This window comes from Roseobacter sp. S87 (assembly GCF_055693285.1).
Window position 1 is genome coordinate 2,669,702 of record NZ_JBVFTR010000004.1, and the last position, 15,717, is coordinate 2,685,418.

The 15,717-nt window shown below is 58.6% G+C and carries 17 protein-coding genes and 1 pseudogene; 8 read left to right on the forward strand and 10 right to left on the reverse strand.

Translation table 11 applies throughout. The features are described 5' to 3' along the window. The first annotated feature begins 5 nt into the window (after positions 1-5). Complete coding sequence (locus ACZ1HA_RS13955; protein ID WP_375229969.1) at positions 6-155, forward strand: hypothetical protein; 150 nt, start codon at positions 6-8, stop codon at positions 153-155. A gap of 191 nt (positions 156-346) precedes the next feature. Here the strand turns inward: ACZ1HA_RS13955 and tuf are convergent, their stop codons facing one another. The 3 genes from tuf to ACZ1HA_RS13970 form a co-directional block, all read right to left on the reverse strand. Next, positions 347-1,522: an elongation factor Tu gene (gene tuf, locus ACZ1HA_RS13960; RefSeq protein ID WP_375229968.1), complete on the reverse strand. Its 1,176-nt coding sequence runs from the start codon at positions 1,520-1,522 to the stop codon at positions 347-349. 109 nt (positions 1,523-1,631) lie between these two features. Then, on the reverse strand, positions 1,632-2,216 hold the full coding sequence (locus ACZ1HA_RS13965) for a hypothetical protein (RefSeq protein ID WP_472714303.1): 585 nt from the start codon (positions 2,214-2,216) through the stop codon (positions 1,632-1,634). A gap of 127 nt (positions 2,217-2,343) precedes the next feature. Beyond that, positions 2,344-4,647, reverse strand: a complete 2,304-nt coding sequence (locus ACZ1HA_RS13970) for a DNA topoisomerase IV subunit A (RefSeq protein ID WP_472714304.1) — start codon at positions 4,645-4,647, stop codon at positions 2,344-2,346. A gap of 192 nt (positions 4,648-4,839) precedes the next feature. On the opposite strand from ACZ1HA_RS13970, the gene ACZ1HA_RS13975 reads away from it, so the two are divergent. From ACZ1HA_RS13975 to ACZ1HA_RS14000, 6 genes and pseudogenes are all read left to right on the forward strand, one after another. Next, a complete protein-coding gene (locus ACZ1HA_RS13975) occupies positions 4,840-5,499 on the forward strand; it encodes an SH3 domain-containing protein (protein WP_472714305.1) in 660 nt (219 codons plus the stop codon). A 59-nt stretch (positions 5,500-5,558) separates the two neighbouring features. Continuing rightward, complete coding sequence (locus tag ACZ1HA_RS13980; RefSeq protein ID WP_472714306.1) at positions 5,559-6,386, forward strand: SDR family oxidoreductase; 828 nt, start codon at positions 5,559-5,561, stop codon at positions 6,384-6,386. An 82-nt stretch (positions 6,387-6,468) separates the two neighbouring features. Then, positions 6,469-6,660 carry a twin transmembrane helix small protein gene (locus ACZ1HA_RS13985; RefSeq protein ID WP_375229962.1) on the forward strand — a complete coding sequence of 64 codons (192 nt, stop codon included), beginning with the start codon at positions 6,469-6,471 and terminating at the stop codon, positions 6,658-6,660. 15 nt (positions 6,661-6,675) lie between these two features. Then, positions 6,676-7,247, forward strand: a pseudogene (locus ACZ1HA_RS13990) (cob(I)yrinic acid a,c-diamide adenosyltransferase). Between the two features lie 189 nt (positions 7,248-7,436). Next, positions 7,437-8,195, forward strand: a complete 759-nt coding sequence (locus ACZ1HA_RS13995; RefSeq protein ID WP_472714307.1) for an electron transfer flavoprotein subunit beta/FixA family protein — start codon at positions 7,437-7,439, stop codon at positions 8,193-8,195. Further along, positions 8,195-9,121, forward strand: a complete 927-nt coding sequence (locus ACZ1HA_RS14000) for an electron transfer flavoprotein subunit alpha/FixB family protein (RefSeq protein WP_375229960.1) — start codon at positions 8,195-8,197, stop codon at positions 9,119-9,121. The genes ACZ1HA_RS13995 and ACZ1HA_RS14000 overlap by 1 nt, the downstream gene beginning before the upstream one ends. Before the next feature lie 57 nt (positions 9,122-9,178). Here ACZ1HA_RS14000 and ACZ1HA_RS14005 read toward each other — a convergent pair whose 3' ends face one another. Continuing rightward, entirely contained in the window at positions 9,179-10,030 is an 852-nt protein-coding gene (locus ACZ1HA_RS14005) for a DUF6473 family protein (protein ID WP_375229959.1), read from the reverse strand. 138 nt (positions 10,031-10,168) lie between these two features. On the opposite strand from ACZ1HA_RS14005, the gene ACZ1HA_RS14010 reads away from it, so the two are divergent. Then, on the forward strand, positions 10,169-11,044 hold the full coding sequence (locus ACZ1HA_RS14010; protein WP_375229958.1) for a 3-hydroxybutyryl-CoA dehydrogenase: 876 nt from the start codon (positions 10,169-10,171) through the stop codon (positions 11,042-11,044). Between the two features lie 3 nt (positions 11,045-11,047). On the opposite strand, the gene ACZ1HA_RS14015 is transcribed toward ACZ1HA_RS14010, so the two are convergent. The 6 genes from ACZ1HA_RS14015 to ACZ1HA_RS14040 are packed head-to-tail and all read right to left on the reverse strand — an operon-like array spanning position 11,048 to position 15,683. Next, entirely contained in the window at positions 11,048-11,926 is an 879-nt protein-coding gene (locus ACZ1HA_RS14015; RefSeq protein WP_472714308.1) for a lysophospholipid acyltransferase family protein, read from the reverse strand. A 40-nt stretch (positions 11,927-11,966) separates the two neighbouring features. Then, complete coding sequence (locus ACZ1HA_RS14020; RefSeq protein WP_472715331.1) at positions 11,967-12,236, reverse strand: HPr family phosphocarrier protein; 270 nt, start codon at positions 12,234-12,236, stop codon at positions 11,967-11,969. Between the two features lie 15 nt (positions 12,237-12,251). Next, positions 12,252-12,644, reverse strand: coding sequence for a PTS sugar transporter subunit IIA (locus tag ACZ1HA_RS14025; RefSeq protein ID WP_472714309.1), 393 nt, complete (start codon positions 12,642-12,644; stop codon positions 12,252-12,254). A gap of 4 nt (positions 12,645-12,648) precedes the next feature. Beyond that, the gene (rapZ, locus tag ACZ1HA_RS14030; RefSeq protein ID WP_472715332.1) at positions 12,649-13,542 is read right to left on the reverse strand and encodes an RNase adapter RapZ; all 894 of its coding nucleotides are present in this window, start codon (positions 13,540-13,542) and stop codon (positions 12,649-12,651) included. Beyond that, complete coding sequence (locus ACZ1HA_RS14035) at positions 13,536-13,991, reverse strand: HPr kinase/phosphorylase (protein ID WP_472714310.1); 456 nt, start codon at positions 13,989-13,991, stop codon at positions 13,536-13,538. Before ACZ1HA_RS14035 ends, rapZ begins: the two co-directional genes overlap by 7 nt. A 3-nt stretch (positions 13,992-13,994) precedes the next feature. Further along, on the reverse strand, positions 13,995-15,683 hold the full coding sequence (locus tag ACZ1HA_RS14040) for a sensor histidine kinase (RefSeq protein ID WP_472714311.1): 1,689 nt from the start codon (positions 15,681-15,683) through the stop codon (positions 13,995-13,997). Between the last annotated feature and the right edge of the window lie 34 nt (positions 15,684-15,717).

A 15,717-nucleotide genomic window follows, 5' to 3' on the forward strand; every position in this document is an offset into this window, starting at 1 on the left:
CCGCTATGACATTCAGAACAACCGCCATCATCACCGCACTGTCCACACTTCTGATGGGTTGTGCTGATACCGGCTATTACCCCCTGTCCGGTCAGGAAATCGGCGCAACGGATCAGGTGCAGTTTATGTCTCCTCCCAACGTAACCCGCTACTGATCAGCGCCGCCTGCCGCGGTTCCTGAAATTCGGGGCCATCGGATCAAACCGGTGGCCTCTTTCCCCCCGCACAAAAAACGGCACCCGGGGATACCGGGTGCCGCTTGTCAGTTCTGACACGGCAGAGACCCTGCCGCGCACACAGGGTTATTCTGTGATCCTGGACACGCTTTTCTTTGCGCGTCCGTGGATCACTCCGTGATCTTGGACACAACGCCCGCGCCAACGGTGCGGCCGCCTTCGCGGATCGCAAAGCGCAGACCGTTTTCCATCGCGATCGGCGCGATCAGCTCAACGCCAAAGGAAACGTTGTCGCCCGGCATGACCATCTCGGTGCCTTCGCCCAGCTGAACCGTGCCGGTCACGTCGGTGGTCCGGAAGTAGAACTGCGGACGGTAGTTCGCGAAGAACGGCGTGTGACGGCCACCCTCTTCCTTGGTCAGGATATAGGCTTCCGCCTCAAACTTGGTGTGCGGCGTCACGGAACCCGGCTTGCACAGAACCTGACCACGCTCAACGCCGTCACGGTCGATGCCGCGCAGCAGTGCGCCGATGTTGTCGCCCGCTTCACCACGGTCCAGCAGCTTGCGGAACATCTCAACACCTGTGCAGGTGGTCTTTTTGGTGTCGCGGATACCAACGATTTCAATTTCGTCGCCCACGTTGATCACGCCACGCTCAACACGACCGGTCACAACAGTACCACGGCCGGAGATCGAGAACACGTCCTCAACCGGCATCAGGAACGGCTGGTCAACCGCACGCTCAGGCGTCGGGATGTAATCATCCACAGCTGCCATCAGCTTTTTGATCGACTCTTCACCGATCTCAGGGTTGTTGCCTTCCATCGCCGCCAGCGCGGAACCCGGGATCACCGGAATGTCGTCGCCCGGGTACTCGTAAGAGGACAGCAGCTCGCGGATTTCCATTTCCACCAGCTCCAGCAGCTCTTCGTCGTCAACCTGGTCAACCTTGTTCATGTAAACAACGATCTGCGGGATGCCGACCTGACGGCCCAGCAGGATGTGCTCGCGCGTCTGCGGCATCGGGCCGTCCGCTGCGTTCACAACCAGGATCGCGCCGTCCATCTGCGCCGCACCGGTGATCATGTTCTTCACGTAGTCCGCGTGACCCGGGCAGTCCACGTGCGCGTAGTGACGGTTCTCCGTCTCATACTCAACGTGCGCCGTCGAAATGGTGATCCCGCGGGCTTTCTCTTCGGGCGCGCCGTCAATCTGGTCGTACGCCTGGAAATCGCCGAAATACTTCGTGATCGCAGCCGTCAGCGTCGTCTTGCCGTGGTCAACGTGACCAATCGTGCCGATGTTTACGTGCGGTTTCGTCCGTTCAAACTTTGCCTTTGCCATGAGTGTGGCGCCCTTTTTTCTGAGGGGTCACGTCCGCGACCCAGTCGTTCACATGGCGCGGCATGTATTGGCATCTGAGAGGAAAATCAAGCACGACGTGCACTGTTGCTCAGCGCTCCGCCGGTTCTTCCTCCTCGCCGGTGTCTGTCACCGCATTTTCGGTGAACCAGCCGTACTCGGCTTTCTGCGCCAGCAGATAATTTTCAATCGCCTTGGCGACGCTGCGGGACATCTCTTCGAGCTGCTGATCGCCGGTTTTCAGAAGCCCGGAGCCAAACACATTCTGGCCAGACAGCTCTTCGAGTACGGTAATCTGTTCAGGTTCGGTATTGAGCTTTGATCCCAGCGCATCGTCCCAGACAGTCAGCTGCACGATCATCGCTGATTTTGGTGAGAGCAGGACCGGGATACCGGGCTGTGCGAGCACATAGGCTTCAACGCTCAGGCCGAAATGATAGTCCTTGGGGCCATCATACCGGTCAAATCTCTCAGCAATCGCCGACTGTATCGAAGCGGTCAGTTCATCAACTGGAACCTCGCGACTTGCCGGGCCCTTTGCGACCTTGGGCGCGACCACGACGTTGTGCCCAAGGCTGAAGTCTCCCAATGGCACAGGCGGCTCATTGATATCCGAACTGTTGACACATGCTGAAAGCGTTACCGCGCCCAGCAGCCAGACTGCTTTTCTGATCATGACCTGCCCTCTTTTCCTGCCTGATCAAGTGCTAGCGCATGGCATGGTCCAGTGCAATGCACCCCGCCTGTGACGCGGGACGATCCGCGTTCATATGCCGGTGCGGCGCGGGAACAGTAAGGGACAGTCAGGTGAAACGGTTATCTCTCGGGAAACCGCGTGGTGCCATGCGTCCGGCACTGGCCCGCTTGCCCGTCCATTCTGCCAGATCGGTCTCAGTCCGGGTGCGGCCCGCCGGATCCAGCCAGCTGAGGCCTTCTTCGCGGTCAAAGGTCGTCGCATCCGACAGCCCCCCGTCTTTGTATTTTTGCAGCCGCACACCTTTGCCACGTCCCATTTCGGGCAGTTCGCCGAGGTCAAAGACAAGAACTTTGCGGTTTTCACCGACTACGGCAACGCTGTTTCCGCTGACCGGTCTGCACACCAGCGCGCGGGTGTCCCCGCGGACGTTCAGCACCTGCTTGCCATTGCGGGTCTGCGCGATCACGTCGTTTTCCGGAACAACAAAACCGTCGCCGGCGCTGGAGGCCACCAGAAGCCTGCGATCTGGGCTGTGGGTGAGAATCGTCACGATGTCCGCCTCATTCGGCAGGTCGACCATCAGACGCAGCGGCTCGCCCATGCCCCGCCCGCCGGGCAGGTTGGAGGCTGAGACGGTGTAGAACCGGCCGTTGCTGCCAAAAACGAGCAGCCTGTCTGTGGTTTCCGCATGAAATATGAAACGGGGACCATCGCCGTCTTTGAATTTAAGCTCGCGGTTCAGATCGATGTGTCCGGTCATCGCGCGAACCCAGCCCATCTGAGAACAGACAACGGTGATCGGCTCGCGGTCGATCATTGCCTCAATCGGGACGTCTTCGACCTCGCCCGCTTCGGCAAATCCGGTCCGGCGGGCGCCGCCTTCCCAGTCCTTGCCGAACTGCTTTTTGGTTTCGCGCAGCTGAGCCGCAATGCTGTCCCACTGCAGTGACGGGTTCTCGAGAAGATCCTCAAGACCCGCGCGCTCTTCCATCAGCGCTTCCTGCTCGCGCAGCAGTTCCATCTCTTCGAGGCGGCGCAGCGAGCGCAGCCTCATGTTCAGGATGGCCTCAGCCTGCAGCTCACTCAGCTCGCCCTCGCCCGGCGGCGGCGACACATAGTCCGCCTCGTCCTGCGCCCGGACATGGGTCCTGCCCCAGTCTTCGCGCATCAGAGCCGCCTTCGGGTCATTATCATAGCGGATAATGTCAATCACACGGTCGAGGTTCAGGAAGGCGATCACAAAGCCTTCGAGCACTTCCAGACGGTGATCGATTTTTTCCATCCGGTGCGTCGAGCGCCGGATCAGAACTTCCCGCCGGTGATCAAGGAAAGCGCGCAACACCTCTTTCATCGAGCAGACTTTGGGCGTCACACCGTCAATCAGGACGTTCATGTTGAGCGAAAACCGTACTTCCAGATCGGAATTCCGGAACAGCATGCCCATCAGAACTTCAGGATCCACATTCTTGGAGCGGGGCTCCAGAATCATCCGGATGTCATCTGCACTTTCGTCGCGGACATCCGCCAGGATCGGGATTTTCTTGGTCTGGATGACTTCAGCGATCTTTTCGATCAGTTTCGATTTCTGGACCTGGTACGGGATCTCGGTGACAACGATCTGCCACTGACCGCGGCCCAGATCCTCTACTTCCCACCGGCACCGCAACCGGAATGACCCACGGCCCGTGCGGTACGCGGTCGCGATATTTTCCGGCGGTTCAACGATCACCCCACCAGTCGGGAAATCGGGTCCGGGCACATAATTCAACAGCGTATCGTCGCGCGCATCCGGTGTTCTGATCAGATGAATGCAGGCATCGCAAAGCTCTGCGATGTTGTGCGGCGGGATGTTGGTCGCCATGCCAACCGCAATTCCCGATGCACCGTTGGCTAGCAGATTTGGAAACTGGGCTGGCAACACGACGGGCTCAGTCAGCGTTCCGTCATAGTTTTCGCGAAAATCGACCGCGTTTTCGTTCAGCCCTTCGAGCAACGCCTCGGCCACAGCCGTCATGCGCGCCTCGGTGTACCGGCTGGCGGCAGGGTTGTCGCCGTCGATGTTGCCAAAGTTGCCCTGTCCGTCCACGAGCGGATAGCGCACGTTGAAGTCCTGCGCGAGACGCGCCATCGCGTCATAGATCGCAGCGTCCCCGTGCGGATGGTAGTTCCCCATCACGTCGCCAGAAATCTTCGCTGACTTGCGGAATCCCCCGGTCGAAGACAACCGCAGCTCGCGCATCGCATACAGGATACGGCGGTGAACCGGTTTCAGCCCATCGCGCGCATCCGGCAGCGCGCGGTGCATAATCGTGCTCAGCGCATACGTCAGATAGCGCTCGCCCAGCGCCCGGCGCAGCGGTTCTGAAAGGTCCCTGGAGACCGGCTCGGAGGTATCAGTATCGTCAGCCATTGCCCTTGTGTAACGAGCCTCCTGAGGGGCGACAAGCGGCATATCGTGCGCGTCGTTACATGAGTGCAACACAGCACGCTTGATGTTTTTTCCGCGTTTTTCCCACTCCCGGAAAAAAAATCGGTCTGATAGGAACCTTCACGGCTGACGATGTGCTAGGATCCGAAGCCTCAGGGAGTGGGATGTTACATTATGAAGTTGTTTATTGTTCTTGTACTTGGATTTCTGACCCTCGGCTTTTACGAGCTGAGCGGTGGTGCCGCGTTCGATCCGGCGAAGGCCCGCGAAGCTGCCGTTCTGCAGCGGATACAGGACGCGGCCGACAGAACACCAGCGCCTGTGACAGTTGCCGAACTCCCCGCGCAGCCGAAACCTCAACCGGTTCGTGCAGCCCAGGCGAACACGGGCGTTACTGTGACACGCGCGGCGCTGAACCTCACCTCCTTTGAGGATGTCGCGACCTCTGCCATTGCCCCGGAGCCCGTGCTTGAAGCAGAGCAGAAACTCGCCCCGGCCTCTGACGAAGCCGTTGTGACGCCTGTTATTGCGCGCGGTCTTTCTTTGGATGCCGCCCCCAGCGGAACGTCTGATGATGGCACCATTGAAAGCCTGATTTTCCCCGGCAACACGTCATCTTCGGCAGACGCCGAGCCTGCACCCGATGTCCGCACCGTTGCTGGCAATCTGGTGAATGTACGCGGTGGTCCGGGCACAGGTTACAAAGTCGTCAATCAGCTGCGGCGCGATGCCATGGTCGAGATTATCGCCGACAACGGTGCCGGATGGGTGCAGCTGCGCCCGATCGATGGCAGCCCGCCGGGATGGATGGCGGATTTCCTGCTCAACGACTGACGGCATTGCACTGCTCAGCCCGAACGGGCATTTCCTGCGGGTGACCAAAGGGGGCCAGCATGCAGAAATCGATTCTCATTACCGGGTGTTCTTCGGGTATCGGATACGCAGCGGCGACGGGCTTGCACAATGATGGCTGGCGCGTCTTTGCGTCCTGCCGGAAACAGGAAGACTGCGACAGGCTGAAAGCCGAAGGTTTTGAAAGCCCGCTGATTGACTACACGGACAGCACAACGATCGCCGCCGGTCTGAAGGAAGTCCTGGATGCAACAGGGGGCACGCTTGACGCGCTGTTCAACAATGGCGCACACGGCACGCCCGGAGCGGTCGAAGATCTGCCAACGGACGCCCTGCGCGCGATCTTTGAGGCAAACTTTTTTGGCTGGCATGAGCTGACCCGCGCGCTGATCCCTGTAATGCGCAGGCAGGGTCACGGGCGTATCATTCAGTGCTCGTCCGTCCTTGGCTTCATCACGCTCCCCTGGCGCGGCGCATACAATGCCACGAAGTTCGCTCTTGAAGGCCTCACCGACACGATGCGGATCGAAATGCGCGATACGGGTCTGCATTTTGTCCTGATTGAACCCGGGCCAGTCACGTCAAAGATCCGCGAAAACTCCATCCCCCATTTCGAGCGCTGGATCGACTGGCAGAACTCGGCGCGGCGGGATGACTATGAAAACAAGCTGCGCAAGCGCCTTTATCACAGCACCGGGCCTGACAAATTCGAGTTGCCAGCCGAAGCTGTTGTCGAAAAACTGCGCCATGCACTCACCGCACCGCGCCCGAAACCGCGCTATTACGTGACTACCCCAACCTATATCATGGGAACACTGCGCCGCATTCTGCCAACCCGCGCGCTCGACTGGGTCTTGTCACGCACCTGAAACCGCGATTACCCGTCGCACCGGCCTCGCCTTTCGCGCCGCGCCACCTACATGCAAGCCGAACCAGAAAAGGACATCTGCTGTGGACCCGCTATTCATACTTGTCGTCATCGCCTGTCTCGCCGTCGTCGTCATCCTGATGTTCGGGCTGGGCGGATTCGCAGGCGGCGGAAAATTCAACCGGGAGAACTCGAACAAACTGATGCGCTGGCGTATCGGCGCACAGTTCATCGCCGTCCTGCTGATCCTTATATACGTTTACTTCCGCAACTGAGGAGACTGACCGGGAATGGTCGTTCTGAACAAAATTTACACCAAGACCGGCGACGCCGGCGAAACCGCACTGGGCAATGGCGCACGCGTGGCGAAACACTCACTTCGGGTGACGGCGTACGGGACCTCCGATGAGCTGAATTCCTTTGTAGGCGTCGCACGGCTCGAAGCCACTGGCGATCTCGACAAAGCGCTGAGCCGCATTCAGAATGACCTGTTCGACATCGGCGCAGACCTGTGCCGGCCCGATATGGAGCTCGATGCAGAGGCTGAATATCCCCCCTGCGTGTGGTGGATGCCCAGGTCGAAAGACTTGAAAGCGAGATCGATGCTATGAACGCGGATCTCGAAGCGCTGCGCAGCTTCATCCTGCCCGGCGGCTCTGTTCTGGCAGCACACCTGCATGTCTGCCGCACGGTGTCCCGTCGCGCCGAGCGTCTCTGTGTCGAGCTGGCCACGATGGAAGCGATCAATCCGGCAGCAGTGAAATACCTCAACCGTCTCAGCGACTGGTTCTTTGTCGCGGCCCGTACGGCCAACAACGGCGGCAAAGACGATGTGCTCTGGGTGCCGGGCGCAAACCGCTGAAACCTTCCGGTGCGCGTAGCGCATCGGAAACTTTGCTCCGAAATCCGAATTTCACAAAAAACGCGGCGTTCCTGTGCCGGAACGCGACGATTTTGCACTGTTTCCGCTGCCCTGTCGCGGGTAAACCACCGTTCAGAAAACGAGGAACTCGCACGGGGGTGTGAGTCGCAACCAAGGAGAGATGCGCCAATGAAGGTTCTGGTACCTGTCAAACGCGTGATCGATTACAACGTGAAAGTGCGCGTGAAAGCGGACGGTTCGGGTGTCGATCTTGCCAATGTGAAAATGTCGATGAACCCTTTCGACGAGATTTCGGTCGAGCAGGCGATCCGCCTGAAAGAAGCAGGTCAGGCCGACGAAGTGGTCGCCGTATCCGTTGGCGTCAAGCAAAGCCAGGAAACCCTGCGCACCGCTCTGGCGATGGGCGCAGACCGCGCGATCCTGGTTGTTGCAGCAGACGACGTGCACAATGACATCGAACCGCTGGCAGTTGCCAAAATCCTCAAAGCGATTGTCGATGAGGAACAGCCGGGTCTGGTCCTGTGCGGCAAACAGGCCATCGACAACGACATGAACGCCACCGGCCAGATGCTGTCGGCACTGATGGGCTGGTCCCAGGCGACATTTGCCTCCGAGGTTGCTGTTGAGGGCGACAAAGCCGTCGTCACACGCGAAGTCGACGGTGGTCTGCAAACTGTTAAGGTCAGTATGCCCACAGTGATCACTGTGGATCTGCGCCTCAACGAGCCCCGCTATGCGTCCCTGCCAAACATCATGAAAGCCAAGAAGAAGCCGCTGGATGAGAAAACCGCCGCTGACTACGGCGTAGATGTCGCCCCCCGCCTCGAAGTCGTGAAGACGGTCGAGCCGGAAGCGCGTGCAGCCGGTATCAAAGTGGGCTCGGTTGAAGAGCTTGTGGCTAAACTCAAAGAAGCGGGGGCTGTGTAATGGCTGTTCTTCTCCTTGCAGAAATCAACGACGGCGAACTGGCGATGGACGCCACAGCCAAGGCGGTTACAGCGGCTCAGGCTCTGGGCGATGTAACCGTGCTGGCCACAGGGGCCACCTGTGCTGCTGCGGCCGCTGAGGCAGCCACCATTGAAGGCGTGGCAAAAGTGCTCTGCGCCGAAGATGCGCTCTATGGCAAACGCCTTGCAGAGCCGGTTGCGGACCTTATCGTTTCCCTGTCCGGCGACTATTCGCACATTGTGGCCCCAGCCACGACCGACGCCAAAAACATCATGCCGCGCGTTGCAGCGCTGATGGACGTCATGGTGATCTCTGACGCGACCGCGGTGGTGGATGCGGACACCTTCGAGCGTCCGATTTATGCCGGTAACGCAATGCAGACTGTGAAGTCTGCTGATGCGAAAAAGGTCGTCACCTTCCGTGGCTCCACCTTTGATGCAGCGGGCACAGGCGGATCCGCGGCCGTTGAAAACATCGGTGCCGCGGCCAACCCGGGTCTGAGCGAATGGGTCGAGGACAAGGTTGCGGAATCAGACCGCCCCGAACTTACATCAGCAGGCGTTGTTGTTTCCGGTGGTCGTGGCGTCGGCTCCGAAGAGGACTTCGCACTGATCGAGAAACTGGCCGACAAACTCGGTGCTGCTGTCGGCGCATCGCGCGCTGCGGTGGACTCCGGTTATGCACCGAACGACTGGCAGGTCGGTCAGACCGGCAAGGTAGTTGCCCCTGATCTTTATGTCGCGGTTGGTATCTCCGGTGCGATCCAGCACCTTGCCGGCATGAAAGACAGCAAAATCATCGTTGCGATCAACAAAGATGAAGAAGCGCCGATCTTCCAGGTTGCAGACTACGGCCTCGTGGCGGATCTGTTTTCCGCAGTTCCTGAACTCATCGAGAAAATCTGACCTGTTCCGGTCAAATCTACAGGAAAGGCCGCTCGTTTCCGGGCGGCCTTTTTCGTTTCAGACAAATTCGTTCAGAAGCGGTTCAATCGCCCGTGCCACTTCACCATGTGCCTGTGGGCCCAGCATCTCCTTGGCGGCCACCGCTTCCAGCTCGCTGAAAACCATGCCCGTCGTCCCGGCCGCCACTGCCTCCGGCGTGGCAATCACCTCGACAAGGCCAGCCAGTTCCGGGCGGATCTCCTCCAGCATTTCCCGCGTAACAAAAAGCGGGTCACGCCCCCGCGCAGAGGCTTTGTCGCTCTGCTCTTCGGTCATCGGCGCATGATCCGCAACCCAGGCCAGAACCACCGGACCATCCACCTTGCGCAGCAACAGGCGCATCCGGGCCAGCCACGCGGCCTGCACTTCGGCGCGCACAACCGAAAAACGGTCTTCGCTGGTTTCCTGCAAACAGTTCAGCATGTGCCGGTTGAAATGAAACTCCGCGAAGTCCACCTCAGGGAAAACCATTTTCAGAAGCGGCGAGGCCGTCACGAACCGGTCATTCCGTCTCGGGTGCACTGAATAAAACCGGTTTGACAGATTTTGAGCGCCGACAACCTGGACAACCGTCAGTTTCGCCCCGCAGGCGGCATCAATCAGTGCGGCATCATTGACGAAAACATCTATGCCCGCGTTCGGAATGCCGAAATTCACGCAGTTCACACCCAGACCACTTTCGATCAGCGCCGGAAACGGGGCTTTGATGAACTTTCCGTAGGTTTCGGTCCCTCCAAGGAACGCAACATAGGGCGCGTCAAGACGCCGCTTTGGCCCCCGGAACAGAAGCTTTGAATTCCCATAGCAACAGGGCGCATAATCAAGCGCCCCTGTGCTCATCACATCATAGGTCATAACCCACCTTTTCATTCACCCGATCCCTCTATGCCTCCGGAACCCTTCAAAATTCTTAAAGCGCCAATTTGACCTGTATAATTCGTGGTGCGCAGCCTTGCGGGTGCCCCCGCCCCGGCCTTACAGTGCGCAGGTCAACAAGAGGCTGGGCGCATGGAAATCAAATCAGTTGGTATTGTCGGTGCGGGTCAGATGGGTAATGGCATCGCTCATGTAATGGCGCTCGCCGGATACGATGTCCTGCTCAACGATATCAGTCAGGACGCGCTGGATGCAGCGGTCGTGCTGATGACGGGCAATATGGACCGCCAGGTCGGGCGTGGGAAAATCACGCCGGAAGAACAGGCAGCAGCACTTTCGCGGGTGAAGCCGACCACGACGCTCAGCGATCTGGGGCAGACGGATCTGATTATCGAGGCCGCCACAGAGCGTGAAACCGTCAAACAGGCCATTTTTGAGGATCTCGTCCCACACCTGCAGCCGCATACGATCCTGACGTCCAACACATCCTCAATATCGATTACGCGGCTGGCCAGCCGCACAGACAGGCCTGAAAAGTTCATGGGGTTTCACTTTATGAACCCTGTGCCCGTGATGCAGCTTGTCGAGCTGATACGCGGCATTGCGACGGATGAACCAACGTTCAGCGCCTGCAAAGAAGTTGTGGAGCGTCTGAACAAAACCGCCGCCTCAGCCGAGGATTTTCCGGCCTTCATCGTGAACCGCATTCTGATGCCGATGATCAACGAGGCGGTTTATACGCTTTACGAGGGTGTTGGCAGCGTTCAGTCGATCGACAGCTCTCTGCGACTTGGTGCGAACCATCCGATGGGCCCGCTTGAACTGGCGGACTTTATTGGTCTGGATACATGCCTTGCCATCATGAACGTACTTCACGACGGGCTTGCGGATACCAAGTACCGCCCCTGCCCGTTGCTGACAAAGTATGTCGAAGCCGGATGGCTCGGCCGGAAAACCCAGCGCGGGTTTTACGACTATCGCGGGGAAGTCCCGGTCCCGACGCGCTGAGCGTCAGTCCTTCAGGGACAACGTGTGCTCGCGCAGCCACGCCATGAAGCCACGCGGGTCATCTGCCCATTTCTCTACGGTTTCCGGGTCAAGCGGGTGACCCACCACAGGCGCCTGCGGCTTGTCAAATGCGTGCACCACTTCGTGCAGCAACAGTCCCTGCCGCAGCATCGGCGAAATCCTGTTCGCGATCTGATAGGCCCGCGAATTCTGACCCGGAAAGCGGATCGGCACGACAGTTGCGCCCGACCGACGGATCAGTTTTGCCGTAAAGACATTCCACTCAGCCTCAATAGCGGGGCCAAACCAGGTCTCAGACGCCGCAACTGAACCGGAGGGAAACAGTGCGACGACACCACCATCAGCAAGATGCGACATTGCTTTGGCCCGCATTTCGACGCCTTTGCGCTGAGCGTCTTCGTCATGCGGAAACGGTACCGGGATCATATAGGAGCCCGCCACTTCATCGATCGCCGTCAGCAGAGAACGCGTCAGAATCCGGTAATCCGACCGGACCCGCCCGATCAGATCGGCAAAAATCATGCCGTCGATCATGCCATGCGGATGGTTTGATACAACAATCACCGGCCCCTCTTTGGGGAAGCGATCCAGCTGGTACTGGGGCGTCTGCAGTTCAATTCCCATCACATCCAGCGCGGCCCGCCAGAAGGCCTGGCCCTGAGGTGCACCGCGACGTTCAAATTCCTGAACCTTGCGCAGAATTGTCAGCTTGCCGGTCAGGGCTTCGATCACTTTGATCACCGCAGACTGCAGCGGGTCATCGAAGGTAGACGCATAAGAAAGACTGCGACGGTCATACTTGGAAAAGTCCGCCTTTGCGGGTTTTTCCGCCTGACTGATCTCTTGTGAGCTGTCCGTCACTGACAGGCCCCCGGTCTGTTACTGGCCCTGCACCGCGCGCTCAGGCCTCTTCGCCGAATTTCCCCGACACCAGATCTTTCAGCGCCTGGGAAAGCGCTTCGGCCTCTGGCCCGGTCGTTTCAATGTCAATAAAGGTTCCGCGGGAAGCTGCCAACATCAAAAGCCCCATAATACTGTCACCTGATGCAGTCATACCATCCTTCGAAACCTCGGCACTGGCATCGAACCCCTCGACGACTTCGACGAGTTTTGCGGACGCCCGGGCATGAAGACCCTTTTCGTTTTCGATTTCGACGGTGCAACGGATCATGCTCAAACCGGCTCCTTATTCAACGCTGATATTCTGGCTGTCGATGTATTTTTTGCCGGCTTCCAGTGCGGCACGTACCGCATCGGGCACCGGTTTGCGACGGCTTTTCGCCAGTTTGATCAGCATCGGCAGGTTGGCACCGTAGAGTATCCGCCTGTTTCCGGGCTTGCAGGCCATAAGGCTGAGGTTTGAAGGCGAACCTCCATAGAGATCGGTAACAACAACGACGCCAGAGCCAGTATCCACATCATCAGCGGCGGCACAGATTTCACGCTCCTTCGCCTTGCGGTCGTGATCGGCGTGAATTGCTATTGCGCGGATGCCGGTCTGCTTGCCAACCACATGTTCAATCGCAGAAAGGTACTCCGCTGCGAGTCCGCCATGTGCGACTATCACAATACCGATCAAGGGTTCAGGCCTCACCATTTTTTCTGCGCAGGTCGAGTTCACGGTGTCTAATTGACACCTGCCAGCCCTCCTCCGCAAGGCGCAAGGCGAGCCTTTCAGCCACTGCAACAGAACGGTGCTGGCCACCGGTACACCCAAAGGCGATTGAAAGGTGTGACTTTCCCTCTTCGCGATAAGCAGGCAGCAGGAGAAGCGCGAGATCCTCGACTTTTTCAGCAAATCCGGCAAAGCGGTCATCGCCGGAGACATAGTCAGCCACCCGTGGGTCACGTCCATCGAGGGCGCGCAGTTCTTCCACCCAATAGGGATTCGTCAGAAACCGGCAGTCAAACACCATATCCACGCTGCGTGGCAGACCACGTTTGTAAGAAAATGACTGTACCGAAACGCTCAGCCTGTGCTCTCCCTCTGGCGCGAACCAGTTTTCGATTTCGGCACGCAGCTGATGCACGTTCAGATTGGTCGTATCGACCAGAACATCTGCGCGTGCGCGCAGTGGCAGAAGGATATTCAGTTCACGCTGTATGCCCGCGGCCGGCCGGTCATCAGGGGACAGTGGATGCCGGCGGCGTGTTTCAGAATAGCGACGCAGCAGTACATCGGGCTGACAATCCAGATAAAGGAGTTCCGCCGCGACACCGGGTGTGACTGCGAGGCTGCCGAGATCGTCAATAATTCTGGTTGTCGAAAAATCCCTGTTCCGGGGATCAATGCCCAGCGCCATCGGCTTGTCATTCTCCGGCCCTGCCAACAGCGTATCAAGCAACCGCAGAGGCAGATTGTCAATTGCCTCATAGCCTGCATCTTCCAGCACTTTCAGCGCACTGGAGCGGCCCGCGCCGGACGGCCCCGTCACAAAGATAATGCGCCGCGCGTGTGTTTCCTGCGGTCTCATGATGTCTCCCTGATGCCGCATCTGAGATATTGCACAATTGCTGCAGGAAAATAGCTGGCTTCAACTTTGTGAAGACAGGGCAGTGTCACGCCGAGCAGTGTAACATTCTTTGGAGGCGGCAGCCGGTCGGATTCAATCCGGTTCATATCGACGACTGCGCCGACACGTCCGGCAGCAGCCGGTCTGGCGTTCAGTATGCCAACACCACGGGCTTCAATCATCCCCGAAATAGATTCCGGACAGGATGCCAGAAGATCTTTGCCCTCTCGCGTGATAATGGTCCGGTCATCTGCCAGGAGATCAGCACCCAGCGCCATCAGCTGGAGGGCAAGCGCCGATTTTCCGCTGCCGGCAGCGCCCAATATCAAAAGCGCACGGTCATCAACGACAACGGAACTGGCATGCAGGGTTTCAGACCCCGGCGGGTGACCGATGAGCGGATCAGCCCCCAAGGTTCAGATCGGCAGGCCCACGACAAAGCGCGCGCCCAGCGGATCCGATGTGATGTCTGCTTCTGTGGGACGAATGTTTTCGGCCCAGATGACGCCACCATGCGCCTCAACAATCTGTTTGGAGATTGCCAGCCCCAGGCCGGAATTATTGCCAAAATGCTCGTCCGGACGCTGCGAGTAAAAGCGTTTGAAAATCTTGGAAAGCGCCTGGTCAGGAATGCCCGGGCCAGTATCCTCCACGACGATCAGCACACGGTTCTCTTTTTTACGGGCCCAGATCCGGATGGCGTCACCATCTTCACAAAAAGAAATGGCGTTTGTGATCAGGTTGACGAATACCTGTGCCAAACGTGCTTCGAGGCCATGTACCGTGATCGGCGTGTCCGGCAAGTCGGTGATGAAATCGATACCACGCGACTGTGCATCCTCGCCCAGATACTGGCCCAGATTGGTCAGCGTGCTCAGAACGTCAAAGGGCTCTTCCTCTTCTTTCACAAGTTCACTGTCCAGCCGCGAAGCGTTTGAGATATCACTGACCAGTCGGTCCAGCCGCCGGACGTCATGATCAATGACATCAAGCAGTTTTTCTCTCTGATCCTCGCGTTTGACCATACGAAGTGTGCCGACGGCGGAGCGGAGTGACGCGAGCGGGTTCTTGATCTCGTGTGCCACATCTGCCGCAAACTGTTCGTTGCCATCAATTCTGTTGTAGAGCGCGGAGATCATACCGCGCAAAGCACCGCTCAGGCGACCGATCTCATCGGGCCGCGCCGTCAGATCAGGAATACGGATGCGACCGGGGTTCATCTTCCGGGCGTTCTTGTCCCGGCCCAGTTCAGCCGCAGCGGCAAGATCAGCAAGAGGGTTGGCTATGGTAGATGCCAGCACAAGGCTCAGGCCGATCGAAACAACGGTAGCGATCACGAACATCTGCAAAACGCGCTCGCGTTCTGTCCGCACCAGTTTGTCGATTTCACCTGCGGCCGTCGCGACCGCAACGACACCGACCGGTTCCCCGTTCTGGAAAACCGGTGTTGCCACGGTAAACAGCACCCCGCCGGCGACATCAAGTCCATCGCGGATCTGGGTTCCCTCCCGCAGCGTTTCGCCGACAATCGGCCGGATCCGGTCTTTCATCGGTTCGACGGTTACTTCTTCGGTTTCGCTGAATGGTTCTGACACGGTCGTCCAGAGCCAGCTCAGTATGTCCGTCAGGAAAGTTTTTCCCCCTATCCCACCTGCGATTTCGTCTGCAGCCAGTTTGCCTTCGATACTTGCCACGAGCCTTTCGGTCGGGTCGAAAACAAACACCTCGATGCCACTGCGCAGGTCGAGACCGGATAATGTGTCCGTTACATCGATGCCGTCACCGGTTGCGAGACTGACCGGCGCGCCGGCAGGCAACCTGGCCTCAACGACGTCAGCGATCAGCTCCGCTTCGGACACCAGCGATGCCGCTCGCTGAAGCGCTAGGCTGTCACGGGAAGAATTGAGATAAAGAATGCCCGCAACAAGGATGTTGAGGGCAATCAGGTTGAATGTGATGATCTTCCGCGTGAGCGGCGACGTACGCAGAGACATCAGGCCCCGGCGTTCCCGGCTGGCGCGCATCTCATTACCGGCCGCACTGTCAGGTGCGACCCAGTCTTCTCCGAGAACGAGGTCCTCTTCCCTCGGTTGAGGGGGCGTCATATCCCGCACGAAAGTCCTTTCGGCCAGGGCCACG

Bases quoted from the DNA above. Each gene is read 5' to 3' on its own strand.
- ACZ1HA_RS14040 (WP_472714311.1), bottom strand. From the start codon at position 15,683: ATGACGCCCCCTCAACCGAGGGAAGAGGACCTCGTTCTCGGAGAAGAC.
- ACZ1HA_RS13965 (WP_472714303.1), bottom strand. From the start codon at position 2,216: ATGATCAGAAAAGCAGTCTGGCTGCTGGGCGCGGTAACGCTTTCAGCA.
- ACZ1HA_RS14020 (WP_472715331.1), bottom strand. From the start codon at position 12,236: ATGATCCGTTGCACCGTCGAAATCGAAAACGAAAAGGGTCTTCATGCC.
- ACZ1HA_RS13980 (WP_472714306.1), top strand. From the start codon at position 5,559: ATGCAGAAATCGATTCTCATTACCGGGTGTTCTTCGGGTATCGGATAC.
- ACZ1HA_RS14000 (WP_375229960.1), top strand. From the start codon at position 8,195: ATGGCTGTTCTTCTCCTTGCAGAAATCAACGACGGCGAACTGGCGATG.
- ACZ1HA_RS14005 (WP_375229959.1), bottom strand. From the start codon at position 10,030: ATGAAAAGGTGGGTTATGACCTATGATGTGATGAGCACAGGGGCGCTT.
- ACZ1HA_RS13955 (WP_375229969.1), top strand. From the start codon at position 6: ATGACATTCAGAACAACCGCCATCATCACCGCACTGTCCACACTTCTG.
- ACZ1HA_RS13995 (WP_472714307.1), top strand. From the start codon at position 7,437: ATGAAGGTTCTGGTACCTGTCAAACGCGTGATCGATTACAACGTGAAA.
- ACZ1HA_RS14010 (WP_375229958.1), top strand. From the start codon at position 10,169: ATGGAAATCAAATCAGTTGGTATTGTCGGTGCGGGTCAGATGGGTAAT.
- ACZ1HA_RS13975 (WP_472714305.1), top strand. From the start codon at position 4,840: ATGAAGTTGTTTATTGTTCTTGTACTTGGATTTCTGACCCTCGGCTTT.
- ACZ1HA_RS13970 (WP_472714304.1), bottom strand. From the start codon at position 4,647: ATGGCTGACGATACTGATACCTCCGAGCCGGTCTCCAGGGACCTTTCA.
- tuf (WP_375229968.1), bottom strand. From the start codon at position 1,522: ATGGCAAAGGCAAAGTTTGAACGGACGAAACCGCACGTAAACATCGGC.